Raw genomic sequence first — 26,596 nt, forward strand, 5'->3', positions numbered from 1 at the left:
GTTATTTTACAATTAAATTTCAGTATTTTTTCAGGCCTAAAAATAAAAACACCGGTTAAAATAACCGGTGCTTCCTATTCCTCAGTCTGTGAACTCAGCCACTCTACTATTGTATCCAAATCTTCCTGGTCTGTAATCAGACCGCCGCGCATCTGTCCTTTTCCGTTAACGATAATGGATTCTATCTCATCCGGTGTATAACGGTTTCCCACATCCTGAAGATTGGGTCCTGTGCCCCCTTCAAGTGCTCTGCCGTGACATCCCATACAGCTGTTGGCCTGATACAGTTCTTCACCGGGTGACAGATCTTCAGTTGAAGCACTGTCTTCTCCGGATCCGCACGCCCCGACAAGAAGAACTGATGACATCCCTGTAAACAACAGTAATTTCTTAAACATTTTAATCATTCCGCCTTCTACATTGTCATTCTCAAATATGCGTCGATGAAAGGAGATAGATCTCCGTTCATTACTTTATCTGTATTTCCGGTCTCATAATTTGTTCTGTGGTCCTTGACCATGGAATATGGATGGAATACATATGAACGAATCTGACTGCCCCATCCGATTTCTTTCTGTTCACCTTTAATCTCGTCAATCTCGGCCTGCTGTTCTTCAAGCTTCCTTTGATAGAGCTTGGATTTCAACATTTTCATTGCCTGTTCACGGTTTTTAATCTGGGAACGTTCATTTTGACACGTTACGACAATGCCTGTTTCATGGTGCGTAATACGAACCGCAGAATCGGTTGTATTAATATGCTGACCGCCGGCACCGCTCGCACGGTATGTGTCGATATTGATATCTTCAGGTTTAATCTCAATTTCGATCTCCGTATTATCAAACTGCGGTGTCACTTCACATGACACAAAAGAAGTATGTCTTCTTCCCGATGAATCAAACGGTGAAATTCTGACCAGACGATGTACGCCTTTTTCAGCCTTAAGCAGGCCGTAGGCGTTCACACCTTTAATAGAAAGCGTGACACTTTTAACCCCTGCTTCATCTCCTGCAAGGTAATCCAGCGTCTCAACTTTAAATCCTTCCGCTTCCGCATAACGCTGATACATTCTAAGAAGCATCTCAGCCCAGTCCTGACTCTCTGTACCGCCGGCACCCGGGTGGAGTTCCAAAATCGCACTCAAATGATCATGTTCGTCACTTAAAAGAATGTTCAGCTCAAACGTTTTAATCTTTTCATCTGTGTCCTTCACTTCTGTTTCAAGCATTTCTTTCATATCTTCATCAAAATCTTCTTTTAACAGTTCACGCGTCACTTCAATATCCTCAAGTGCCGCTTCAATTTCCCTGAATGCATCAACAATCTTCTTTAAATGGTTGTTCTTTCCGATAACATCCTGGGCTTTCTCCTGATCATTCCAAAAGCCAGGGTCTGCCATCTGTTCTTCATACTCTTCTATTTGAGTCTCTTTTTCCTCTAAGTCAAAGAGACCCCCTGAAATCGTTAATCTTTGCTGTCCGGTCTTCTACAAAATTCTTAATATCTGATAGTTCCATACCGCTTCACCTTATCTTCCATGACAATTTTTATATTTTTTACCTGAACCGCACGGGCACGGATCATTTCGCCCGACATCCACTGCTTTTTTTACAGGGGCTTTCTTTTTCACTTTTGCTTTACCGTCGCCTGTCTGCATTTCTTTTTTATCAATCACCTGTTTACGCTTCAGCTCTTCATCCGATCTGACTTCTGTCTTACAGATATATTTCGCTGTGTCCTCTTCAATTGACACGAGCATATCTTCAAACATCTGAAGTCCTTCATTCTGATATTCACGAAGCGGGTTAATCTGGCCGTAGGAACGCAGATGAATCCCTGTTCTAAGCTGTTCCATGCTGTCAATATGCTCCACCCATTTCTGGTCAATCGTACGGAGCATCATCATTCTTTCAAACAGGCGCATTTTTTCTTCTCCGAGCGTTTCTTCTTTAGCTTCAAGCACCTCTTTAATTTTATCCATAATGAGTGCTTCAAGTTCTTCAGGCTCTTTACCTTTTAAGTCATCTTCCCCAAGAACTGATTCAGTGAAATAAAGATCTTCCAGAGTTTTAACGAACTGCTCATAATCAATTGCTTCTATTTCATCAATACTGTAATAATTGACTGTCCGTTCAACAGATGCCTCAATCATTCCCATCATCTGGTCTGTGACATCATCGTTATCAATAATATCATTACGTTCTTTATAGATGATTTCACGCTGACGGCGGAGCACATCATCATACTGCAAGAGACGCTTACGTGCATCGAAGTTATTACCCTCCACACGCTTTTGTGATGATTCCACTGCACGGGAAATCATTTTGGACGTCAGCTCTTCGCCTGACATTCCAAGTCTGTTCATCGCACCCTGGATTCTTTCAGAGCCGAAACGCTTCATAAGATCATCTTCCAGTGACAGGTAGAATGTGCTGATACCGACATCCCCCTGACGCCCTGAACGACCGCGGAGCTGATCATCAATACGTCTCGATTCGTGACGCTCTGTACCGATAACCGCAAGACCGCCGATTTCTTTCACACCATCTCCGAGTTTAATATCCGTACCGCGCCCTGCCATATTCGTTGCGATTGTCACAGCACCTTTTTTACCGGCACTCAAAATGATTTCTGCTTCTCTCTCATGGTTCTTTGCGTTTAGTACATTATGGCGGATACCTTTACGTCTCAGCATCTCACTGATGTACTCACTCGTTTCAACTGCGACTGTACCAATTAACACCGGCTGGCCGTTTCTGTGGCGTTCCACAACTTCATTAATCACTGCATTAAACTTGTAGTCTTTCGCAGAATATATTTTATCTGTTCTGTCCTCACGGGCAATCGGCTTGTTCGTCGGGATTTGAGTGACTTTCATATTATAGATGTTTAAAAACTCTTCTTCTTCCGTTTTCGCAGTACCGGTCATACCTGACAGCTTTGTAAACTGACGGAAGAAGTTCTGAAATGTGATTGATGCCATCGTGCGGGATTCATTTTGAATTTCCACGCCTTCTTTCGCTTCAATCGCCTGATGAAGTCCATCCGAGAAACGGCGGCCCTTCATTTTACGGCCGGTGAACTGGTCGACAATCACAATCTTTTCTTCCTCAACCACATAATCCACATCGTTTTCCATCGAATGGTGGGCTTTAAGCGCCTGGTTAATATGATGCAGCAGATTTACATTCTTCACATCGTAAAGGTTCTCTACTTTAAACCACTGCTCTGCTTTTTCCATACCGCTTTCAGTCAGCTGAATGCCTTTAGTTTTCACGTCATACGTAAAATCAGTTTCATTCTCAAGCACCTTCACAAATGCATCTGCTTCCATATACTGAGTCTCAGAACGTTTCGCACGCCCTGAAATAATCAGCGGCGTTCTCGCTTCATCTATCAGAATGGAGTCAACTTCATCGACAATCGCATAGTTTAATTCCCGCAGCACACGGTCTTTTTTATAAGTCACCATGTTGTCTCTCAAATAATCAAAGCCGAGCTCATTATTTGTTGTATACGTAATGTCCTGACTGAACGCTTCTCTTTTTTCCTCACTGTTTTTTGCATTTAAGTTCAAGCCGACAGTAAGCCCGAGGAAATTATATAAAACGGACATCTCCTCCATCTGTGTCGCTGATAAATATTCATTGACAGTGATTACATGGACACCGCGTCCCGTAAGCGCGTTTAAATAAACCGGCATTGTCGCCGTCAGCGTTTTACCTTCACCGGTCTTCATTTCTGCAATATCACCTTTATGAAGAGCAGCCCCGCCCATAATTTGTACAGGGAACGGCTCCATACCGAGTACACGTCTTGATGCTTCACGCACCAGTGCGAATGCTTCCGGCAGTATCTGCTCTAAAATTTTCTCTTCTTTTTTTATATCTCCATCTGCTTCTTTTAACTTCGTTTTAAAAGATTCTGTTTTATCCCGAAATTCCTGATCACTTAATTTTGCGAAGTCATCTTTAAAATTTCCGACTTTATCCGCCTGCTTTTTCAAAGACTTGACTTCAAATCTATTTCCGTCAAACACCTTGCCCAAAACACCCATGGATTTTCTCTCCCTATTTGTTGCACTTTATTCTTTATACATCCCAATATTTTAACACTTTTTTCGTCAATTTTCATCAAATTAAAATATGTATGCTTTTCATAAAAATATCCCGGGCACACGCCCGGGAATAGAGATAAATATATTTAAATTATCAGCTGGTTTCAATTAAGCCGTATTTACCGTCTTTTCTTCTGTAAACAATACTTGTCCCTTCAGTCTCTCTGTCATTAAATACAAAGAAATCATGGCCGAGCATGTTCATCTGTAACACCGCTTCTTCTGAATCCATCGGTTTCAGCTGGAACTCTTTAGAACGAACAATCTCGATTCCGGAATCATCACCGTTTGTATCATTCTCTTCAAGTTCTTCCTGGGCAAGGGCTGCAAATAGTTCCGCTTCAGGATTCTTTTCTCTGAATTTACGGTTGATTTTTGTTTTATGTTTTCTAATTTGTCGTTCGAGCTTATCAATATTTAAGTCAACTGCTGCATATAGATCGTCGTGTCTTTCCTCTGCACGTAATGTTATGTCTTTCATCGGAATCGTTATTTCAACTTTTCCCATCTTATTATTGTAAGTCTTAACATTTACATGAGCATGAGTATTTGGAACATCATTAAAGTAACGTTCTAATTTCCCCACTTTCTCCTCTACGAAGTTTCGGATTGCGTCTGTTACCTCAATGTTTTCTCCACGAATTTCACATCTAATCATGATGATGCCCTCCTTCAAAATGCTATCCTTCTTACTTGATATTATACCAAACCATTACGCCTTTGAAAACGTTAACACATCTATAACAGACGGATTTCCAGTGTACAATGACACCGCGGCCTGATGAACAGTAATACCGGTCGTATAAATATCGTCAACAATCAGCACTTTCGAACCCTGAATGCTATCCGCATCAAACCCTTCTTTAAAACGAAAAGGATTGATGCGTTTTAGACGTTCAGTTTTTTTAAGTTCGGACTGCCGCTCTGTTTTCTCTGTCACCAGTATATCCTGATACTTGATTTTCAGAACATCCAAAACCATGGCTGTCTGATTAAATCCCCGTTCACGAAGCCGTCCGGCGGAAACAGGCACAGGTATAATAACATCATATTCCCTAAAGTTGTATTTTAAAAACATTGCTAAAACTTCGGCAAGCGCTGCATCCCCGACAAACTTATATCTGTGGAAAAGCATCTTGACCTCTTCATTGTAATCAAGCATACATGTGATTTTCCTGAGCGGGGGATATATTGCTAAAGCCTGACAGTCTGGGCAGTCTGTCATACCCGGTTTCTTCAGATGATAACAGCGGGCACACCGCTCACCCGGCCGCCATTCTCCGAGTGACACTTCACAGCTTATGCAGAGCGGTTTTACTTTCTGGAATAAAGTAATCAAGTTGACCTCTTCAGTAATTTTCTCATGACAGTATAAACATCTCATACCGAAGTTTTTCCTCTATTAAACTGTCTGATGACCTTAATTGTCTTTCTGATATCACCTGTATGACAGGAGCTGAGAAAATATATATTTCCGACAGGGTCGGTAGTTTTTCTGCCCACACGTCCGCATATTTGAATCAGACTGTCACTTTTGAATTCATCCGCCTGAACAACAATCACATCAAGGCGGTTGAATGTTACACCACGCTCAAGAATGGTCGTCGTCAGCAGTACATCTGTATCATCCTGCCGCATCATCTCCACTTTTCCGTACCGCTCAGCATCAGCACTGTAAACAGACGCAGTATTTTCAAACGCTTTTTCAACTACAGGCGCAAGTTGTTTAAGCATCGAAATTCTCGGCACAAAAACAAGGACTCTCCTCTTATCTCCCTGGATTTTCCGGATTAAGTCAAATAACTTCACCGGTGTTTTTCTCTTTTCAAGGGCTTTATTAATATCCGTGTAAATCACATTGGGTACCGCAAGATCTTTTCCGTGATACCGCCGCGTAATGCTGACTACATTTTCACGTCCGACATAGCGGATCATCTTTTTCGTCGGTGTTGCGGTCATGATGACCACACTTCCCGACTTACTGAGTGCCCTGTCTATTGCATTTAACAGCTGGGGATTCCCCTGAAGCGGAAAGGCATCATATTCATCCACAATAATTACATCAAAATGATCAATGTAATTATACAGCTGATGGGCTGTACATACCGTGAAAGAATGAGTATATTCCACCTTCACTCCGGAATACATCAAATCAATTTCACTGTTTTTAAAGGCCGCCGTCAGACGAAGATGAATCTCCTTCACCACATCGATTCTCGGCGATACAAACGCCACACGCTTCCCGCTGTTTCTCGCATACTTAATCGCTTCAAATGTAATTTCAGTTTTTCCTGCACCGGTGACTGCATACAATAAAATATGTGTGCCTTGTTTCACTGCCTCAACAATTCTTTTAGACGCAGACTGCTGCACCTCGCTTAAACTGAAATCCAAATGATAGCTGCATGCTTCTTTCGTTCTCTTTGAATCAATCATCATCAGGGGCCGGGCACTGTCCGAACGACCGAGATTGATACAGTTCAGGCAGTACGTGACCCGTTTGTTCAGATATGTGTCCAAAAAAGTGTGAAATAAACTTCTGTCGCGGTTACTGCACCTGAAACAGTGCATTTTCTGAGCATCCACACCTGACGGTTTATACTGTATATTTCCGTTTGATTTCAGTATCATTTTTTCTCCTCAAAAAAAGACGCAGCCAAATAAAGGCTGCGTCTTTAATATTTTATTCTGCTGTATCGATATCATAAGTCGTATATCCGATACCGAGCGCCCCTTCCCCGAGGTGGGTCGCAATTACCGGTCCGAAATAACTCTGCCTGAACAGAACATCCGGGAACTTTTCTTCCAAATGTTTCTGCCATTCCGCCGCTCTTTCCGGTGCATTACTGTGAATGACTACAGCGGTAATTTTTTTACCTTTGTGCTTCTCAAATACTGTCTCTAAGTCGGCTTCTACTTTTCTAACCGCCTTTTTCATTGTGCGTATCTTTTCGTAAGGCACAATTTTACCATCTTCAAATGTTAACACCGGCTTCACCTTTAACATGCTGCCGATTAAGGCCTGGGCATTCGTTAAACGGCCGCCTTTTTGGAGATTATTCAATGTATCAACGATGAAAAAGGCATCGGTATGTTCTTTTTTCTTCATTTCATTCACATCAGTAAGGATATCTTCAAGCGGCTTTTTATCTTTATTCTGTGCTGCATAGAGCGCCATAAAGCCCTGCACATAACAGGCAATTTCAGTGTCTATGACATGAAGGTTAATTCCTTCCACACTTTCTCCCGCAGAAACAGCACTTTGATATGTTCCGCTGATTCCTGCTGATAAATGAAAACTGATTACATCCGTATATCCTTCTCTTCTAAGAGATTCAAGCAGCAGGATATAATCTCCAATTGACGGCTGACTCGTTCCCGGAAGCGAATCAGATTCATTCATCCGCTTAAAAAATTCTTCAGTTGAAATATCTATCCCTTCCCTGTAGGACGATTCTCCAAAGACAATGTTTAACGGTATTGTATAAATATCATTCTTTTTTAACAATGCCTCGGGCAGATATGCTGTTGAATCCACTACTATCGCTATCTTCATAAATGATCCTCCATTTGTACATTCACACTCTTTTCCAGTGTACTACAATCCACTCCGCTCCGTCTATTGTGTTACTATAGTTTCATAAAGAGGTGACATCATGGAACAGAAATATATGAACCACAATAATGATACAGTTGAAATAGAAATTAACCGTTCCCGGTTTATCAGCCACATCGAACGAACAGAAACTGAAAAAGAAGCAAAAGCATTTATCAGCAGAATTAAAAAAGAACACAGCAGTGCAAATCATAACTGCAGTGCATACATCGTCGGGAAAAGTGCATTGATACAAAAGGCGGATGATGACGGCGAACCGACCGGTACAGCAGGTGTTCCGATACTTGAAGTTCTGAAGCGGGAGGAACTGTACAATGTAACCGTTGTTGTCACACGCTATTTCGGAGGCATTAAACTTGGTGCAGGCGGGCTGATTCGTGCATATTCATCTTCAGCAAGTGCTGCTGTCAAAGAAGCGGGAAAAGTATTCGAAATTGATATGCATCCGGTCACTGTCACTTTGGACTACACTTTTACCAGCAAGTTCGAACACTATTTGAACACAGCGGATATTACCGCTCAAAATATCGACTACACAGATAAAGTTACTTACCATCTGCTTGTGAAGACTGAAGACATTGATGCGTTAAAGTCAGTACTTCAGGAAACAACAAAAAACACTTTCAACTTTATACAGGATGATCCCGTACAGGCAGAAAGTGTTTTAAAATCATGATATTATTTTATGCACAATTCGTTTAAAGAAGTTAAGAATCGGCTTTTTATTATCACCGAGCAGGTTTGTGGACTCTACTATAATCATCGTTGTTAAAATCAGAAGTATCGTAATAATGACTGCACCCGGCACCGTTGACAAGTACAGAATAATACTCCCCGCTGAGTAAAGAACAGCGATAAAGTATATCAGCACCACACTCTCAAGATGGGTGTATCCCATATTCTGAAGCCGGTGGTGAATATGATTCCGGTCTGCTTTCACCATCGACACATTATTTCTGTAGCGCCGGAGCATCGCAAACATCATGTCAATAAACGGTACCGCTAAAATGATAATCGGGAAAAATAATGATATCAGTGTAATATTTTTAAAGCCCATCAGTGAAACCACACTGATGATATAACCGAGCATCATTGCACCATTGTCACCGAGAAATATTTTTGCCGGGTGGAAATTATACACCAGAAAGCCTGAACAGGCACCGATCATAATAACGCAGATCATCATAACAAAAATATTATCCTGTAGAATCGTAATGAAACCGATACTCGCGAGTGCAATAATCGAAACACCTGTTGCAAGACCGTCAAGGCCGTCAATAATGTTGATGGCATTAATAATCGCAACCATCCACAAGACAGTAATCGGAATAGAAAATATACCGAATTCTATTTCGATGCCGAACGGCGTAATACTGTCTATGACAATACCGTATGATATTGGAATTGCTATAGTAATCAGCTGTCCGACAAATTTTATTGTCGGTTTTAAATCAAATTTATCATCAATAATACCAATCAGACATATAATAATTCCGCCGATAATCAGCGGCTTATACTCTACTTCAATCGGTCTTGAAATTAAAAGCACAGTAATAAACGTGATCAATATTGCCGCTCCGCCTAAATGAGGAATCGGTTTTTTATTGACACGTCTGAAATTTGGATAGTCCACGAAACCGTAACGTTTCGATATCCATATGAAAAGGGGCATTATAATAACCGCTATTAAAAACGATATCAAGAGCAAGAATAAAGTATACATACCATCACCAAGAAATTTATTGTCAATATAATATATCACATTCCATATATATAATCGAACACTAGTTGTAAAACCATTCATTTATTATTTGTTTTCCACATATTTCATTGTATAATTATTATAATATACTAAAGGAGTATTTTAATCATGCGAAATTCTGAAAAAAGAGGCAGATCCACTGCATTTAAAGTTTTAATTACAATCTTTCTTGTATTACTTCTCGTATTTGTCGGTCTTGCAGTCTACGTATACTTACAATTAAAAGGCACAGCGGATTCAATGTACGATGATGACTTCGAAGATTCACAGTCCCAGCTGAGAGACACTGATGTACAGATTAATGAAGGCGACCCGATTTCTGTTGTTTTATTCGGTACCGATGATGACGAAGCACGTAACGAGGTTCAAATGGGGCAGCGTTCCGATACGATGATGGTCGTGACACTCAACCCGAATACCGGTGAAGGAAAAATGGTCAGTATCCCGCGTGATACCCGCGCTGAAATTGTTGATCAGGGTACTGTTGAAAAAATCAACCATGCCTATGCATACGGCGGGCCTGTCGGTGCCAAAAATACGGTAGAAAACTTCCTTGATGTCCCGATTGATTACTTTGTTTCAATTAATATGGATGGTTTTGAAACTATCGTTGATGAACTCGGCGGTGTCACTGTGACAAGTAATGATACATTTGAACAATCCGGTTATACTTTCAATCACGGACAGACTTATGAAATGGACGGCGAAGAAGCACTCGCATTTGCACGCGCAAGAAAAGGTGTCGGTTCAGGCGGCGACGGCGGACGCCAGCAGCGCCAGCAGCTGCTCGTACAGGCAATTGCAAAGGAAATGATCAGCCTGCAGACTGTAACAAACTTCAACTCCATACTTGATGTTTTAGGTGATAATATCCGTACAAACATTCAATTTAATGAAATGAACACTTTAAGAAGTGAATATCAGGATGCAGCAACAAATATCGATCGACTGCTCTTGGAAGGCTACGATGAACGTTCTGCTGAAGATAATTTATACTACTTCTATCCGGACGATGCATCATACGAAGAAGTGAAAAGTGAGCTGCAGAACAACTTAGAGATTGCTGAATAGGAAGGAATGAGGTTATGCTAATTGATTTTGTGCTGAACATATCTTTAACAATCACCGGTATATACCTCTTTCATAGAATCCATTATATAGAGGACCGCCGGATGGTTGACTCAGATGTGTTTCAGACACTTCTGATGACGACCCTGGCGGTTCTTTTACTGCTGGTGCCGATTGAAATCAGAGGTGTGGAGTTCAGCTTGTTTTTTGTACCGCTTCTCCTGGTAAGAAGCAGACTTTTATTCAAAATGGGTGCCGCTGTTGCTGTCTACTTGTTTTATCATTTAATCCTCGGCTATGAATGGCAGATTTATGTGATATTCAGTGTACTCTATCTGGTGACTATGACAATACTGCCGTTTATACGAGTGATGCGGACGAGAGTCATGTTGATTTTAAACGTCGTCTTCAGTGCACTTCTTCTCCTCGGCGTGCATCTTTTTGTTCATGAATTGACCATCGCCCAAACCATAACATTTTTGTTAATGAGTATGATTGTAATGGCTGTTTCCAATATGACTTATGAAGATATTAATTCGATTACAAAACTGATGAAGCGTTATGAAGAAGACACTTATAAGGATCATCTCACCCAGCTCGGCAACATACGGTCACTGGATACTTTCGTCGATGATTTAAATGAGCATGCAGAAACTCTCAGTGTCCTACTGATTGATATCGACAATTTCAAAGTCATCAATGATGAACATACCTACCTTGCGGGAGATGCCCTGATTAAGCAGGTTGCCCACCTTCTTGAAAATCATGTTCCGACAGGTGGAAGGCTGTTCCGTAATAATGGCGAAGAGTTTTCAATTATCATTCCGGATATTTCGCTTGATAAAACAGTGCGTCTTGGTGAAGCGGTCCGATTAAGTGTTGAAAAAGCCAAGTTCCATATCGACGATGTCTCACAGGAAACCGTTCAGCTCACGGTTTCGATAGGTGTCGGCTTTAAAGGATCTGATAAAACACTCGGCAGACTGTTTAAAGATGCTGATGATATGCTCCACGCAGCAAAAAAAATGGGACAGAACCAGGTCATGTTCTATCCCGTCATAAAAAAATAAGGATTCCCTCGGGGAATCCTTATTTTTTTAATCTTCTACTGCTGCTAGTTTCGACAATGTAATATTCTGATGTGAGTCATTCCATTTTACTTTACCGTTCTCTATATAGAATGCCTGAGGCGATTCGTGTTTAATATCGAACACCTCACTGATATAATCAGATAAATCACGGTGATCCTGAACAATTAAATAATAACCATCTATATCTCTTTCATAGTGATATTTTTGAAATTCCTCAAATGCTTCTCCGGATATCGGGCATGTATTTGAATGTTTCATAAAATAAAACAGCTCTTTTTCCTTAAGAAGCTTCTGAAATGATTCGATGGATGTAATTTTAGTTAACATTTTATCACCCTTTTTCTGAACTTAATATAATTTATCATTAAATGCCTAATTTCGCAAATCACGTTTATCTCTGTGTTATAATGACAAAGATTGGAGGTATATTTAATGAATAAGCAAATTAAACGCTGGAGTCTGATTGACACCATTAATCTTGCCCTTTTAATTGTTGTCGTTCTGTTCTTCATTGATTTTGAAAATAACGCAGTCCTGACATGGATTCTGCTCGCTGTTTTTCTGTTCTGGCTGATTACAGTAGCACTCAGAAATGTCTTCATTTCAAAAATTGAAAAAGATCCGAATCACCCGCTGCATGAAACACAGGTGAAGGGCCGGAAAAAAATTTAAAGAGCCGCTTAACCGCCGCTCTTTAAATTTTCCAGGCTGTCATCATATTCCTGATTTAATTTTTCATAAGTTTCTTTCATCGGCAGGATATTCTGCAGCTGCGTTTCCTGAAGCACATTATTATAAAGAATCGTCTGTTTCCGTTCTTCATAATATTGTTTAAAACCGTAATACATATCAAGCGTAATACTTCTGACCCTGACTGACCCTTGAGATTCCAGGAACATTTCATTCAATGTATTGATATGTTCATCAATTAAAGGAAGCAGCACTTCATCGATATGGTCCCTTTTTTCTTCAAGAGAAGCATCACTCTGAAGTATCTGCGACTGCTGCTCGAGCTCTGTTGTATTTTCATTCACCTGATCAATAATATGATCAATTTCTTCCTGCTCCTGATCACCTGCAGCATTCTCTATAACTTCATTCCGTTCTTCCTGATTGGACATAAACGACTGACTCAACTCGACTAACTGCGCACTCGATACCAGTGAATTCTGATACGTTGTTAAATATTCATGCAGTGCCTCTGTAAAATCAATTTTCACATCCACATTCTCTTTAAAGGTGCCAAACACTTGGTTTAATTCTTCATTATCCACCTTCACATCGGATAAACTGCTCTCAAGATCTTCTATCTCCGGTAAAATTTCATTCTCCAACTGCTCAATACGGGGATCTAAATCTTCTGCCTCTAAAGTATTATCCATATCATTTATCGATTCCTGCAGTGCTTCAAGATCCAGACTGTCAATTTGTGTCTGAATTGTACTGTCAAGCTCGTGTATATCTTCCATTTCCTGTTCGTAACTTTCAATTTCACCTGCTAAATCATTATTGCAGCCAAACAGCATTATACATACTGCCGCAAGCAGGAAGGCGTTTATTTTACTTCTCAAATCGCCACGTCCTTTTTAATAGGGAGATTAAATTTCTAGTAAGAATATATCACACATCAATTTTTCCAACAAACAGAGGGTTCCTGTTTCAATATATTGAAGAGTACTTTATACTAGTATAATAGAATTAATTGTGAAAGGAAAATTGAAGTGAACATAAAACAAACAGTAACTGATTTAAACCATTTACTTAATCACTCAACTATTAAAACTAATGAACCTCTAAATAAATATACTTACACTGAAACAGGCGGACCTGCAGATCTTTACATCACAGTCCATGACATTGATGATGCTGCTGCCGTAATAAAATACTGTCATGAAAACCACGTTCCCGTCACTTATCTCGGGAACGGCTCCAACATTATTATCCGTGACGGCGGAATTAGAGGTGTTGTATTGAATGTACTTGAACTCAATACAATGTCTGAGGAAAACAACATCATTTCAGCAGGCAGCGGCTGCCCTATTATTGATGTATCACGCTATGCGAAAGAACTGTCTTTAACAGGTCTCGAATTCGCATGCGGTATCCCGGGCTCTGTCGGCGGAGCGATTTATATGAATGCCGGGGCATACGGCGGAGAAGTCAAAGACTGCCTATTGGACGTTACAGTAATTGATACTTCCGGAAACATATTCACATTGACCACCGACGAACTTGAACTTGACTACCGTAAGAGCGCCATTCAGGAAAATGATTATGTCGTCGTCGAAGCAAGATTTAAAATGGAACACGGCAGTATAGAAGAAATCACTGCCATGATGGATGATTTAACCAACCGCCGTGAGTCAAAGCAGCCGTTGGAATATCCTTCATGCGGCAGTGTCTTCCAGCGCCCGCCCGGAAATTTTGCCGGAAAATTGATTCAGGATGCCGGGCTTCAGGGCTACCGGGTCGGCGGTGTTGAAGTTTCAAAAAAGCATGCCGGCTTTATGGTAAATGTTGACCGGGGTACAGCAAGTGATTATGAAACACTCATTTCACATGTACAGGATGTGATATTTGAGAAATTTAATGTTCATCTGAACCGGGAAGTCCGTATTATCGGCGAATCCTTATAAGATATCTTTTATACTCAAACAGTGTAATAAAAAACGCAGAAATTCTTATTCAGAATTTCTGCGTTTTTTAAACTTCCGCTCTGTTTAATATGTACTAAAGCCTGTATTCGAGGACTGATATCCATCAAAAAACCCATCCGTGTACGGATGGGTTCATTTTTATATTATCAATCACATTTACTCGGCCGCATTATCAACAGCTGTTTGAATTTCATCAAGCTGTGACATTGCAGTACCGTAACCGCCGGCATTTAAATACCATGTTGTCGGGTTCAGTTCTGTAATATTGCCATTACTCACTGCATCTACGTTCGCAGTGACATCATTCTCAAGAATACTTGTGGAAGTCGCATCTCCCTCACTGACAGCAGCACCGCGGTCCATCACAAGAATCATACCAGGGTTCGTTTCAGCGATGAATTCGAAGCTGATCTGATTTCCGTGGTTGCTTGTTTCTTCTTCGCCTTCACCTTCCTGCTCACCTGCTGATGTGAATCCAAGTTCTTCATATAAGAAACCGTAACGTCCGCCCGGACCGTGGAATGAAATATCCCCGCCGTTTGTCTGGATAAACAGCATTGTTTCATCAAGTCCCTGAACGTTTGAAGATACTTCTTCAAGTTTATTATCCATTTCATCTACTAATTCCTGTGCCTTATCTTCTACATCAAACAACTCTCCAAGAAAAAGTGTATTTGCTTTAACATCTTCGAAATAGTTGTTACTGTCTGCTGACACATTGATAATTGCTGCGTTCGGTGCTGCACTTTCCAGTTCGCCGATGATTTCGGAATTTGACTGGCGTCCGTGAAGCATAATCACTTCAGGCTGAATTTCAGCAATCGCTTCATAATCGGGCTCAAACAGTCCGCCTAAATTTTGATACTGATCAGATTCAAACACTTCGAGTTCGTCTGACAGTGTGCTGTTATTCTCACCTTTAGGAAGTCCTGCGATACTTTCTTCAATACCGAGTGCCGGGAAAGTCGTTGCTACACCGAGATCAAAAATAACGACGTTCTCAGGGTTTTTAGGCAGCTCAATTGTTTCATCCACTTCTGTCTCATCGCCGTCTTCACCACGCGGCGGTCCGATAGTAAATTGATTATGATAGCTTACTGTTTCTTCATCACCCTCTGCTCCGCTGTCAGCCTCTTCTTCGTTGTTACCGCATGCAGCTGTTATCAGCATCAATGATGCTGCCATTAATAAGTATAATTTTTTAAAATTCATGCCACTACCTCTTTCTGATATGTTTGTTTCCGGTCCTGCCTGATTTACTGCATCATGAAAGTTTCTCCAGAATACACGTACATCACGCAGGCCGGATAATTTTATATTTTTTCCTGTTCCTCAACAAAATCATCAACCGTTGCACCTTCATGATTGTCAAAATACACACAAATCTGATGCCCCATGATGCACTCAATATTAATATCCATCTCATAAATATCTTCAAGAATATCTTTTCTGATGACTTCATTTTTGGTACCGCTGACTGCAATTTCACCGTCTTTTAAAGCGACGATATTATCAGAGTAGCAGGACGCAAAATTAATGTCGTGAATCACGATAATGATTGTTTTATTTCTTTCTCTGACGAGCCTTCTGAGAATCTGCATAATCTGAACAGAATGCTTCATATCCAGATTATTCAATGGCTCATCAAGAAAAATATACTCTGTGTCCTGGGCAATTGTCATCGCAATATATGCCCGTTGTCTCTGACCGCCTGACAATGCGTCTATGTGACGATCTTCAAATTCCTCAAGCTCCATATAGGCAATTGCCTCATCCACAATTTTATGGTCTTTCTTTTTCAACCGTCCTTTTGTATATGGATAGCGGCCGAAGTTGACAAGTTCTCTTACTGTAATCTTCAAATCCAGATGATTGGATTGTTTTAATATAGAGATTTTCTTTGCCAGTGCGTTATCAGGCTGTGTAAAGATATTTTCACCTTCTAATAAAACATCTCCGTTATCTCTGTCCAAAAGACGGGTCACCATAGAAAGTACAGTACTTTTACCTGCACCGTTCGGCCCGATTAAAGATGTGATTTTCCCTTTGGCAATTTCAAGAGATACATCATTCACCACTTTTTTACTGCCGTAGGACTTCGTAATTCCTTTTACACTAATCATGCCCTGTTCCTCCTTAACATTAAGTAGATAAAGTAGATACCGCCGACTAAGTTGATAATGACACTTAATTCTATATTATTATTAAAAACAAACTGAACAACCATCTGTCCGGTTATAAGTGTAATAATGCTCACAAATATTGTGCCGAGTATCAAATAAAAATGCTTATACGTCTGAAACAATTCATGTGCAATATTTGCAACAAGCAGTCCGAGAAACATAATCGGACCGACAAGCGCAGTAGATGCCGATACCAGCACCGCAATAATAATGAGTAGAATTGATACTTTCCGGTCATAATTTACACCGAGATTTAAAGCGCCGTCACGGCCGAGCGCCATGACATCAAGTGATGAGTAGTCCATAAAAATAATAATCAGCATAATACCGATAATCACCGCTGTGATTACAAGAAGATTTTCATTGATTGAATTAAATGAACCGAATAAAGCACTCTGCAGTATTGAGAAATCCTCAGGGCTGATTAAGATCTGCATGAAGGTTGATAAGTTACCAAACAAAGTACCGAGGACAATACCAATCAGAAGAAGTATAAAAACATTATTATTTGTAAATTTGAATAAATATTTAAATACCACGACGGTGAACAGCACAAGAATTCCCATACTGAGGAAATAATTATACTGGCTGTTCAAGAGCAGCGGTGAGCTGACACCTGCTACAAACAAAATCGTTGTCTGTATAAATACATAGACAGAATCGAGCCCCATAATTGAAGGCGTTAAAATTCTATTCTTTACGATCGTCTGGAATATAACCGTCGATACCGCAATCGCCACACCGACAATAATAATTCCGGATACACGTTTTATCCTCGATGGAATCTGATAGAAATAAATATCCGGATTTAAATCGTAGAGGAGATAGAATGCAATTGCACCGGCACTTAAAACGGCAAGCAGAATCAGCATTTTATTTTTTGTCATCTTAAGCATGCTTTACCCTCCTGAAAATCATGATCAGAAAGATAATACTGCCGATTGTCGCAATCATCAGACCCACCGACAACTCATAGGGATAAATGATGACACGGCCGAGCACATCACATATCATCACAAATAATGCACCGAGAACGGCTGTCAGATAAATTGTACTTCGCAGATGGTCACCTCTGAATATTGAAACAATATTCGGCACAATCAAACCGAGGAACGGCAGCATGCCGACTGTAACCACAACGAGCGCTGTGACGGATGCTGTAAGAAATAAACCGATATTCACTACTTTTCTGTAGTTTAATCCCAAATTCTTTGAGAAATCCTCTCCCATACCTGCAACAGTAAACTGATGCGCATAAAAGAGTGCGATGATAAAAAGCGGTACACTTATGTATAAAATCTCATAACGTCCTGAAATAAGTGTTGAAAAGTTTCCGTGCATCCATCCGCTGATTGCCTGCAGCGTATTTGTTCTTAAAGCGATAAATGTTGAAATACTTGCGACAACACCACCGAGCATCAATCCGATTAACGGGACAAATACGATATCTTTAAACTTTATTCTGTTAATAATCTGCATAAAAAGAAATGTTCCGGCAATTGCAAGTGCTGTAGCAAAGGCAAGCCTTCCCATAAGAGTCACTGCCGGGAAGAGCACAATTCCAATTAAAACACCAAGCTGTGCCCATTCTGTTGTTCCTGCTGTTGTCGGGGAAACAAATTTATTACGCGTCAGCTGCTGCATAATCAGACCACATACACTGAGTGATGCTCCTGCAATAATGATGGATATTGTCCTCGGCAGACGGCTTGACAGAAGAATATTTTGTTGATGTTCCGTTAAATTAAATATATCTCTTAATTCCAGCTGTGTAACGCCGACAAACATGGAAATAACAGACATAATAATAAGGCCGGTTAAAAGTATGTCCAGCCTGAAAAGCTTCCTTGCCATTTTTCACAACCTAACTGATGTTCACCACATTGACAATGATAATGATTATCATTCATCGTACATATTCCATTATACCTTCTGCACAAGGTTTTTCAACCTGATTCAAAGAAAAAACACATGAAAATCATAGAAAAAGCGGTGCCCCAGGGCACCGCTTCAATCTCATTGATAATATTAAATTTTGACAATGATACGCCCTCTGACTGTTCCTGTCAGTATTTTTTTCAATGCATCCGGCACGTCATCCATCACTATCTCTTCTGTAATTTCAGCAAATTTTTCAGGTTTCAAATCCGATGCAAGACGTTCCCACACCATCTTTCTTTCCTCCATAGGGCAGTACACGGAATCAATTCCAAGCAGATTTACACTGCGCAGTATAAACGGAAACACAGTAGTCGGCACGCTTCCGCCGGCGGTCAATCCTGAAACTGCAACACTTCCCATATATTTAATCTGGCCGAGCAGTGCAGCAAGCGGCTCTCCGCCGACAGGATCCACTGCCGCCGCCCACTTCTCTTTATCCAGTGCCTTAACTTTTCCGTTGTAAACTGCTTCTCTTGAAATGATTCTTTCTGCACCGAGCATTTTTAAATAATCATGTTCAGACTGTTTACCTGTCGACGCTGCCACTTTATATCCCAAACCGCTGAGCATTGTTACAGCAAGGCTTCCGACACCGCCTGTTGCACCGGTGACTAACACTTCCCCGTCTTCTTTTCTTAAACCGTTTTTCTCTAAACGACTTATGGACAATGCTGCTGTAAAACCTGCGGTCCCGATAATCATGCTCTCTTTTAATGTTAACCCTTCAGGAAGAGGGACAATCCAGTCCGCCGGGATAGACGCATATTCACTGAATCCGCCGAAATGGGATACACCAATTTCATAGCTTGTCGCAATGACCGCATCTCCTGCCTTAAACCTCTCATCACCAGACTCCACCACCGTACCTGCAAGGTCAATCCCTGGTATAAAAGGATATTGATTCACAATTTTCCCGTCCGCACTTGCTGCGAGCCCGTCTTTATAGTTTACACCTGTATATTCTACTTTAATCAGTACATCACTTTTCGGCAGCGTCTCCCTGTCAATCTCTTTGACGGATGACTGCACAGAATCTCCTGTCTGTTCCACAATGACTGCTTTAAAACGTTTGTTCATTAATACCGCTCCTCTTCTGATTATTGATTCTTTCATCAATTTTAAAACACCCCTTCAAAAGACATCACTTATCTGTTGATGTTTCGAAGGGGTGTTTATTCACCGGAGAATTAACTGATAATGATTGTCTCTCCGGTCGGTTTTTTTTCTTCTCCCGTCAGTATATCGAGAATCACACTGATTGCTTTCGGGTTGGAACGTTCAAATTTTTCTTCATCCTGCTTCACATTCGGCCGGTAGCTGAGCGCGTATACATCCACATCTTCTTTACTCATTTCAATTGCTGTGGAATGTGTCAACGCTTCAATTGCACCTGTTGCGGTATAATATAAATTCCGTTCATATACATCTTCAAAAGACGGTTCAATTACGTTGATAATTTTTGCATCCGCTTCATCTTTAAGAAGCGGACGTAATGTCCGTGTTCCAAGATAAGTTCCCCACACATGCTCATACATGACTTCATTAAATTCTTCGAATGAAACTTCATAAATTGAGCGGTTCTCTGTGAAAATTGAATGGACTAATATAATACCTGACAAGCTGTCATAATCGTTTTGAATTTCTTCCAATACATTCAGCCAGTCAATTTCTTTTGAGGGCTGAAGCAGAACCACATTATGATTACCTTCCGTCGTTTCTTCAAGTTCTTTTAGAAGAGTATCAAGCTCTACATGGTCCAGACCTGAAAGAATTAAATTCGCACCTTCTTCAGCCAGTGTTTTTGCTAAATCTCGACCAAGCAATGACGTGGCATTCGCTACGGTATAGGTTTTTCCTTTTAACTTCATGGTAACCTCCCGGAATTCTACTTAATAACTTGATTATACTAGAGTATAGTACATGAAACACTCTAATAATGAATCATGTAGTTATTCTATTCTACAACAACATTCTCTTCCGGCATAGTATGAAGTTGAAATGCATCTACATGGGAAATGACTCTGAATTCCCCTTCAGATTCAAATGTGTATTCTATTGTGTAAAGACCATCCGCGCTGTGCTCCGCCTCAATCATATCCAGACTGTCTTCACCGGATAAAACCTCAAACATTACATGGTCGGCATCCTCCACATTTTCATCGTTTGATGTGACATGGGCAGTCAATTCCACAGTCTCTCCTTTAGAAACTGTTTCTAAAGGGACAGATAATTCAACATCCAATGATCTGACTTCATCTTCACTCGGTGCATCATGATTACTTTCACCATGTCCCTCATGAGTATCTTCTGAATTACTGCATGCCGAAAGCAGTAATACGCTGAACAATGCTGTTAAAACAATTTTTTTATTCACCTTTGTAATCTCCTTCACACAAGTCTCACGAATATCATACCACGCTTTCTGATACAAATCGTGACCTGTAATGTGAAGATTATGAATGAAAATCGACAAATTCTTTTAATACAGAACAGCTGTATTTATTCTAAAATTCCTGATACTCTCTTGGATCCTGGTCATCAATTCTGCCGTCTTCAACTGTTTCAGCATCTATTTTTTTCATGTCATCTCCGGAAATTTCAAAGTTGAATATATCCAGATTGCCGCGCTGTCTGGAGCCGTTTGATGAGCGTGGAATTGTAACCACACCATGCTGATAGTGCCATCTTAAAACGAGCTGACCGATATTCACACTGTATTTTTCAGCAAGTTCATCAATCACTTTGGAGTCTTTTAAATATCTAAGACGACCTAACGGACTCCACGCCATGGTCACAATATTATTCTCATCATGATACTTTCTCATCTCTCTCTGATTGAATTTCGGGTGCAGTTCAATCTGATTTAATACCGGCTTCACACCAGTTTCACTGATGAGTCTGTCAATGTGTTCAGGCATAAAATTACTGACTCCGATGGATTTAATCCATCCATTCTTCTGCGCATCTATCAGTGCACGCCAGGCTTCTACATACTGGTCTTCTTTAGGATTCGGCCAGTGGATAATATATAAATCAAAATACTCGAGATCAGCCCGGTACAGTGATTCCTGAATGGCTTCCATCGCATCTTCATATCCGTGATATCTGCCCGGAAGTTTTGACTGTACAAAGAATTCACTCCGCTTAAGACCGCTTTGTTTAATGGCGCGTCCAACGGTACCTTCATTCTCATAATTATAGGCAGTATCAATAAAACGATAACCGTTTCTGACAGCCTCACTGATTTTAAGTGCACCGGAATTGCCTTTTAACGATACTGTTCCAAAACCAATAACCGGCAACTCATTTCCATCATTTAATTCTACATACGGCAGTGCCATCTGTAATCCTCTCCTCATTAAAAATTATCTTCTACTATTCTACCCGGATTTAAAATTTTTAATCAAAAAAAGTAACAAGAAATTGAATTCTTGTTACTCTTAATTTATTTATTCAAATTTAAAATCATCGTCCTGAAGTGCTTCAACGTTCAACGCAATAACGTAGCCATCGCCCTTCACACTAAAGAAATCATGGTTTTTAGTCGTTGTGTCCAGTGCATTTTCAATAATCGGATTAAAGCTTTTCTCTTCAAAATATGGCTCATATCCAAGGTTCGCAAGAGCTTTGTTGGCATTGTACTGTACATAGTTCAGCACGTCCTCTGTTAATCCGAGTTTATCATACAGACCTTTAGTATACTCTGCTTCATTTGCATATAAATCTTTAAGCATTTCATACATTTCACGCTCTGCACGTGCCTGATCTTCAGATGACAGCTCAGCTTTTAAAGTCTGCGCATCAAGACCTGTAAATACACCGTGAATAGATTCATCAAGAAGAATCTTTCTGATGATTTCACCACTTGTTGTCATACGTCCCTGTCCGGCCAGATACAGCGGATAGTAGAATCCTGAATAGAACAAGAATGATTCCAGAAATACAGAAGCAACACGTGCCATGTACTGATCATAAACACTTGCTTCTTTCGCAAATAATTTATGATAGCGGCTGACAATTTTATCAGACTTATACTTTAAATGTTCATTTTCAAGCACCCAGTCATCCAGCAGTTCGTTTGTTTCTTTAGAAGGCAGGAGTGTTGAAAATATATGTGAATATGACTTTGCGTGAATCTGTTCCATCATTCCCATAAAAGAATACACAGCTTTTTTACGCAGGTCCTTAGTGTGCAGCATAATCAGCGGCATCCCGTCATCTGCCTGATGCGTATCGAGACCTGTTAATCCTGCAAGAACTTTTTTGAATGTTTCTTTTTCATCATCTGATAAAGTTGACCATGAACTTAAGTCCTTGGATACTTTAAACTCAGACTCCACCCACATCTGTGAGATATTTTGACGCCAAAACACATTGGTCATGTCATCTTCTTTATTCCAATTTACTGCTATCATAACCTGACTCCTTTTACTTGATTAAACTGAACAGCTTGTACATTCTTCAACACTAAGCAGTTTATTCCTAGTGTAATATAATGATTTTAACCCTTTATGGTGTGCATAAATATATAATCTTGAAAGTGCTCTTGTAGAAATATCTGAATTTACATATAGAATCGTGCTGATTCCCTGATCAATATGTTCCTGAATTGTCGCAATCATGTCAATCAGTCTCATCTGATCTACATTAAATGCACTCTTGTAGAACCACATATTCTCTCTTGACAGGAAAGGCATCGGATAGAATGTTTCAGAATTGCCGTATGTTCTGCGTTCAATCATATCCACAATCGGCATTACTGAACTTGTTGCATTCTGTACATATGAGATACTCTGCGTTGGTGCAATCGCAAGGCGGTATGCATGATATAAGCCATTCTCCTGTACTAAATCACGAAGTTCTGCCCAGTCCTCTTTAGTCGGCACATGGATATCTTTAAACAATGCTTTTACTTTGTCTGACTTCGGCAGATAATCATTATTCAAATACTTCTCAAAGTATTCACCCGTTGCATAATCTGATTTCTCAAAATCTTTAAAAGTAGCACTTCGTTCTTTAGCGATTAATGCTGACTTTTCAAGAGAATAATAATTCAGAAGCATAAAGAATACATTCGCAAAATCACGTGCTTCTTCAGATTCATAAGCAATTTTATTTTTAGCTAAATAGCCGTGAAGATTCATCGCTCCGAGACCGACTGAGTGCAGCTCGTCGTTTGCTTTACGCACGCCCGGTGCGTTGGCGATTGCTGTATCATCACTGACCACTGTCAATGCTTCAATGCCTTCATGTACAGATTCTCTGACTTTCCCTGAATCCATCACATTCGCAATATTTAATGATCCGAGGTTACATGAAATATCACGTTTGATCTCATCATCAATACCATAGTCATTAATCACTGATGTTTCCTGAAGCTGGAAGATTTCAGTACATAAGTTACTGATTTTAATCTGACCCAGTTCCTTCAATGGGTGAACTTTGTTGGCATTATCTTTAAACATAATATATGGATAACCGGACTGAAGCTGTGTCTGAGCAATAGTATTCAGCATTTCACGGGCATCCAGTTTACGTTTTTTGACTTTATCATTCGCAACCAGCTGATCATACATTTCATCGAGGTTCATATCATCCAGTGTCTGACCGTATTCACGCTCTACAGTATGCGGTGCAAACAGATAGAACGGTTCGTCATTTTTTGCAAGATCAAAGAATTTAGACGGTACAACAAGTCCTGTAGAGATAGTCGCAAGACGAAGGTCTTCATCCGCATTCACTTTCTTTGTATCCAGAAATTCCGGCAGATCATAATGGAAAATATTCAGATAGACTGCACCTGCACCCGGACGCTGGCCGAGCTGGTCTGCATAGCTGAAGCCGCCTTCCAGTGCCTTTGCGACAGGAAGAACACCTTTAGCTACACCCTCAATGCCTTTAATCGCTTCACCGCGTGCACGGAGTTTTGATAAGTTAATCGCCACACCGCCGCCGATTTTACTCAGCTGTTTTGCTGTAGAATCGATATAGTTAATAGAATTTAAACTGTCATCCACTTCCAGAAGGAAACATGATACCATTTCTCCGCGGCGTGAACGTCCGGCATTTAAAAATGTCGGTGTTGCCGGCTGGTAACGCTGTTCAATCATGGAGAGTACTAAACGCTTCGCACGGTCAACATCACCTTTTGATAAATAAAGGCTGACAATAACCACGTGCTGCTTGTAATCTTCCAGGTACTGCTTCTTATCATTTGTTTTTAAAGAATAGTCTTTAAAAAACTTACTTGCAGCCATATAACTCTTGAATGCAAATGGGACAGCGTTCGCATATTCAACAACTTCCATTGCACTTTCATCACTGTATTCTTTGAATAAGTCATAGTAGAAGTTTTCGTCTACTAAATAGTGAAGACGTTCGAGTTCGGAATCAAAATGAATGGTTTTATCATAAATCTCTTCCATGAACACATCCAGTGCTTCCAAATCTTTATGCAACTGATAAAAACCAGTTTCATCACGTTTTGTAACCTCATTATTTAACTCAATGTGATTGTACTTTTTCTCGTCTAGTACTTTCATAAAAATTCCCTACCTTTTCCATGAATTCCTGTCGCTCACTCTGACTGCCGTGAAGTTCAAACTTCATCAGCAGCGGAACATTATATTCATCACGTATATACTCGCCGGACCGGGCAAAGTTCTGTCCCCAGTTCCGGTTTCCGCTGGATGCAACGGCGAGAAGTTTATCGTGGTTGTTCTCCAAAAAAATCTTAACAGTATCAGGCACCTGGCCGAAACCATATGTGCTCGTGACTAAAATAAACGGTTCTGATATATCAGCACTTTTATTTCCTTCTGTAATCTCGTATAATTCAAATTGTTCCTTAATACCTGTCCCTGATAAAAACCTTCTAATATTTCCGGTCATGGAGTAGAATGCAATCTTCATGCTATCCATCTTCCTTCCTTATCAATACTAACATAAAAACAAAATAAAAACGAACGTACGTTCGATTTTAGCCAAGGGTTTATTTACACAAATATTAACTGATACCAATAGAGCACACACTATATATTGTGTTTGTAAAACTTACGGGGCACAACATATATGTATTACTTACTCTATATTGCCATATCACTCTTTATTAATCAATGCCAAAGCATTCGCGTTTTTTTAATTTCATTGTGAATTTTTTATTCAAAACAATGCCGAAGTCACGGTATATATATGTTATACTGAGTCACATATTTCTCAGAAAAAAATTTAATAAAATTTTTTATTTTATTTTTTTGAAATTTAATATTTCCAGATTAAGAAAGTATTGGAGTATCACTTATGAATAATACAACAAAAGGTATCATTGCCTTAATAATCTCTTCACTCGGTTTCAGTATTATGGCATTTTGTGTTAAATACAGCGGAGACCTTCCAACGGTCCAAAAGACATTTTTCCGGAACTTCATCGCAATGCTGATTGCCTTGTTCCTTGTTATCCGCCATAAAGAAAAGCTGTTCGGAAAAAAAGAGAATCAGGGACTTCTTATGCTCCGGTCCGTTCTTGGCCTTATAGGTGTTCTTCTGAACTTCTTTACTATAGACCGTATGGTACTGAGCGATGCTGATATCCTGAACAAATTAAGCCCTTTCTTCACAATTCTTTTATGTGCTTATTTCTTAAAAGAATACGTCCATAAATTCCAGCTCTGGTCTATTATTATCGCCTTTATCGGCGCAATATTTATTATTAAGCCGTCTCTTTCAAGTGATACATTGTATGCACTGATCGGCGTACTCGGCGCCTTGTGTGCAGCAGGTGCCTATACAGTGCTCAGAGTACTCGGCTCCCGTGAAAAATATTATACAGTCGTTTTCTATTTCTCAGGTTTTTCTTCTCTAGTACTGCTGCCGTTTTTTATCTGGTATTATGAGCCGATGACAATGAACCAATTCCTTATTCTGATATGCTCGGGTATTGCTGCTGCCGCCGGTCAGTTCGGGCTGACCATCGCCTACAGCTACGCACCTGCAAAAGAGATATCCATCTTCTTTTATTCAACGATTCTCTTTACGGCACTATTCAGTATTATTGTATTCAATGAGATACCGGACATCCTGTCATTAACCGGCTATGTAATTATATTCGGTGCAAGCTACTACATGTTCATGAAAAACCGTCCGCCTAAACGGACAGCATAAC

At 40.2% G+C, this 26,596-nt stretch carries 27 protein-coding genes; 6 read left to right on the plus strand and 21 right to left on the minus strand.

Annotated elements, in window-relative coordinates:
• Positions 1-74: 74 nt before the first annotated feature.
• The 7 genes from ACFSX4_RS07200 to ACFSX4_RS07230 form a co-directional block, all read right to left on the minus strand.
• Positions 75-398 carry a c-type cytochrome gene (locus tag ACFSX4_RS07200; protein ID WP_377773009.1) on the minus strand — a complete coding sequence of 108 codons (324 nt, stop codon included), beginning with the start codon at positions 396-398 and terminating at the stop codon, positions 75-77.
• A 17-nt stretch (positions 399-415) separates the two neighbouring features.
• A protein-coding gene (gene prfB / locus ACFSX4_RS07205; RefSeq protein WP_377773011.1) for a peptide chain release factor 2 occupies positions 416-1,517 on the minus strand; the annotation gives its coding sequence in 2 pieces (ribosomal slippage) (positions 416-1,444 and positions 1,446-1,517; 1,101 coding nt in all).
• Positions 1,518-1,528: 11 nt separating this feature from the next.
• Positions 1,529-4,057, minus strand: coding sequence for a preprotein translocase subunit SecA (gene secA, locus ACFSX4_RS07210; protein WP_377773013.1), 2,529 nt, complete (start codon positions 4,055-4,057; stop codon positions 1,529-1,531).
• Positions 4,058-4,211: 154 nt separating this feature from the next.
• The gene (gene hpf / locus ACFSX4_RS07215; RefSeq protein ID WP_377773015.1) at positions 4,212-4,775 is read right to left on the minus strand and encodes a ribosome hibernation-promoting factor, HPF/YfiA family; all 564 of its coding nucleotides are present in this window, start codon (positions 4,773-4,775) and stop codon (positions 4,212-4,214) included.
• A 54-nt stretch (positions 4,776-4,829) separates the two neighbouring features.
• A complete protein-coding gene (locus ACFSX4_RS07220; RefSeq protein WP_377773017.1) occupies positions 4,830-5,456 on the minus strand; it encodes a ComF family protein in 627 nt (208 codons plus the stop codon).
• 41 nt (positions 5,457-5,497) lie between these two features.
• On the minus strand, positions 5,498-6,748 hold the full coding sequence (locus ACFSX4_RS07225) for a DEAD/DEAH box helicase family protein (RefSeq protein WP_377773019.1): 1,251 nt from the start codon (positions 6,746-6,748) through the stop codon (positions 5,498-5,500).
• Positions 6,749-6,800: 52 nt separating this feature from the next.
• Positions 6,801-7,673 carry a DegV family protein gene (locus ACFSX4_RS07230; RefSeq protein ID WP_377773021.1) on the minus strand — a complete coding sequence of 291 codons (873 nt, stop codon included), beginning with the start codon at positions 7,671-7,673 and terminating at the stop codon, positions 6,801-6,803.
• 100 nt (positions 7,674-7,773) lie between these two features.
• On the opposite strand from ACFSX4_RS07230, the gene ACFSX4_RS07235 reads away from it, so the two are divergent.
• On the plus strand, positions 7,774-8,409 hold the full coding sequence (locus tag ACFSX4_RS07235) for a YigZ family protein (protein WP_377773023.1): 636 nt from the start codon (positions 7,774-7,776) through the stop codon (positions 8,407-8,409).
• Here ACFSX4_RS07235 and ACFSX4_RS07240 read toward each other — a convergent pair.
• Positions 8,404-9,456, minus strand: coding sequence for a glycosyltransferase family 4 protein (locus tag ACFSX4_RS07240; protein ID WP_377773025.1), 1,053 nt, complete (start codon positions 9,454-9,456; stop codon positions 8,404-8,406). The two genes, ACFSX4_RS07235 and ACFSX4_RS07240, sit on opposite strands and share 6 nt — an antisense overlap.
• A 147-nt stretch (positions 9,457-9,603) precedes the next feature.
• Here ACFSX4_RS07240 and ACFSX4_RS07245 point away from each other — a divergent pair, with 147 nt between their 5' ends.
• Positions 9,604-10,566, plus strand: a complete 963-nt coding sequence (locus tag ACFSX4_RS07245; RefSeq protein WP_377773027.1) for an LCP family glycopolymer transferase — start codon at positions 9,604-9,606, stop codon at positions 10,564-10,566.
• Positions 10,567-10,580: 14 nt separating this feature from the next.
• Positions 10,581-11,633: a GGDEF domain-containing protein GdpS gene (gdpS, locus tag ACFSX4_RS07250; protein WP_449257578.1), complete on the plus strand. Its 1,053-nt coding sequence runs from the start codon at positions 10,581-10,583 to the stop codon at positions 11,631-11,633.
• 27 nt (positions 11,634-11,660) lie between these two features.
• Here the strand turns inward: gdpS and ytxJ are convergent, their stop codons facing one another.
• Positions 11,661-11,981 (minus strand): bacillithiol system redox-active protein YtxJ, encoded by a 321-nt coding sequence (gene ytxJ / locus ACFSX4_RS07255; RefSeq protein ID WP_377773031.1) that lies wholly within the window; start codon positions 11,979-11,981, stop codon positions 11,661-11,663.
• Positions 11,982-12,086: 105 nt separating this feature from the next.
• Between ytxJ and ACFSX4_RS07260 the strand changes: the two genes are divergently transcribed.
• On the plus strand, positions 12,087-12,326 hold the full coding sequence (locus tag ACFSX4_RS07260; protein ID WP_377773033.1) for a hypothetical protein: 240 nt from the start codon (positions 12,087-12,089) through the stop codon (positions 12,324-12,326).
• 8 nt (positions 12,327-12,334) lie between these two features.
• Here the strand turns inward: ACFSX4_RS07260 and ACFSX4_RS07265 are convergent, their stop codons facing one another.
• Positions 12,335-13,225, minus strand: a complete 891-nt coding sequence (locus tag ACFSX4_RS07265; protein ID WP_377773035.1) for an EMYY motif lipoprotein — start codon at positions 13,223-13,225, stop codon at positions 12,335-12,337.
• A gap of 150 nt (positions 13,226-13,375) precedes the next feature.
• On the opposite strand from ACFSX4_RS07265, the gene murB reads away from it, so the two are divergent.
• Positions 13,376-14,290, plus strand: coding sequence for a UDP-N-acetylmuramate dehydrogenase (gene murB / locus ACFSX4_RS07270; RefSeq protein WP_377773037.1), 915 nt, complete (start codon positions 13,376-13,378; stop codon positions 14,288-14,290).
• Between the two features lie 177 nt (positions 14,291-14,467).
• Here murB and ACFSX4_RS07275 read toward each other — a convergent pair whose 3' ends face one another.
• From ACFSX4_RS07275 to nrdI, 11 genes are all read right to left on the minus strand, one after another.
• Entirely contained in the window at positions 14,468-15,523 is a 1,056-nt protein-coding gene (locus ACFSX4_RS07275) for a siderophore ABC transporter substrate-binding protein (RefSeq protein WP_377773039.1), read from the minus strand.
• Between the two features lie 101 nt (positions 15,524-15,624).
• Positions 15,625-16,434 carry an iron ABC transporter ATP-binding protein gene (locus ACFSX4_RS07280; RefSeq protein WP_377773041.1) on the minus strand — a complete coding sequence of 270 codons (810 nt, stop codon included), beginning with the start codon at positions 16,432-16,434 and terminating at the stop codon, positions 15,625-15,627.
• On the minus strand, positions 16,431-17,390 hold the full coding sequence (locus tag ACFSX4_RS07285; protein WP_377773043.1) for an iron chelate uptake ABC transporter family permease subunit: 960 nt from the start codon (positions 17,388-17,390) through the stop codon (positions 16,431-16,433). Before ACFSX4_RS07285 ends, ACFSX4_RS07280 begins: the two co-directional genes overlap by 4 nt.
• Positions 17,383-18,348, minus strand: a complete 966-nt coding sequence (locus tag ACFSX4_RS07290; protein WP_377773045.1) for an ABC transporter permease — start codon at positions 18,346-18,348, stop codon at positions 17,383-17,385. The genes ACFSX4_RS07285 and ACFSX4_RS07290 overlap by 8 nt, the downstream gene beginning before the upstream one ends.
• A 174-nt stretch (positions 18,349-18,522) precedes the next feature.
• Positions 18,523-19,512: an acrylyl-CoA reductase family protein gene (locus tag ACFSX4_RS07295; RefSeq protein WP_377773047.1), complete on the minus strand. Its 990-nt coding sequence runs from the start codon at positions 19,510-19,512 to the stop codon at positions 18,523-18,525.
• A gap of 110 nt (positions 19,513-19,622) precedes the next feature.
• Positions 19,623-20,303 carry an SDR family oxidoreductase gene (locus tag ACFSX4_RS07300; RefSeq protein WP_377773049.1) on the minus strand — a complete coding sequence of 227 codons (681 nt, stop codon included), beginning with the start codon at positions 20,301-20,303 and terminating at the stop codon, positions 19,623-19,625.
• Between the two features lie 86 nt (positions 20,304-20,389).
• A complete protein-coding gene (locus tag ACFSX4_RS07305) occupies positions 20,390-20,809 on the minus strand; it encodes a FixH family protein (protein ID WP_377773051.1) in 420 nt (139 codons plus the stop codon).
• Between the two features lie 130 nt (positions 20,810-20,939).
• Positions 20,940-21,776, minus strand: a complete 837-nt coding sequence (locus ACFSX4_RS07310) for an aldo/keto reductase (protein ID WP_377773053.1) — start codon at positions 21,774-21,776, stop codon at positions 20,940-20,942.
• A 108-nt stretch (positions 21,777-21,884) separates the two neighbouring features.
• Positions 21,885-22,850, minus strand: coding sequence for a class 1b ribonucleoside-diphosphate reductase subunit beta (nrdF, locus tag ACFSX4_RS07315; RefSeq protein ID WP_377773055.1), 966 nt, complete (start codon positions 22,848-22,850; stop codon positions 21,885-21,887).
• Positions 22,851-22,871: 21 nt separating this feature from the next.
• Positions 22,872-24,977, minus strand: coding sequence for a class 1b ribonucleoside-diphosphate reductase subunit alpha (nrdE, locus tag ACFSX4_RS07320; protein WP_377773057.1), 2,106 nt, complete (start codon positions 24,975-24,977; stop codon positions 22,872-22,874).
• A complete protein-coding gene (nrdI, locus tag ACFSX4_RS07325; RefSeq protein WP_377773471.1) occupies positions 24,940-25,347 on the minus strand; it encodes a class Ib ribonucleoside-diphosphate reductase assembly flavoprotein NrdI in 408 nt (135 codons plus the stop codon). Before nrdI ends, nrdE begins: the two co-directional genes overlap by 38 nt.
• A 387-nt stretch (positions 25,348-25,734) precedes the next feature.
• Here nrdI and ACFSX4_RS07330 point away from each other — a divergent pair, with 387 nt between their 5' ends.
• On the plus strand, positions 25,735-26,595 hold the full coding sequence (locus ACFSX4_RS07330) for a DMT family transporter (protein WP_377773059.1): 861 nt from the start codon (positions 25,735-25,737) through the stop codon (positions 26,593-26,595).
• The last annotated feature ends 1 nt before the right edge of the window (position 26,596 follow it).

Origin of the sequence: Corticicoccus populi, assembly GCF_042686195.1 — a bacterium.
Taxonomy (GTDB): Bacteria; Bacillota; Bacilli; order Staphylococcales; family Salinicoccaceae; genus Corticicoccus; species Corticicoccus populi.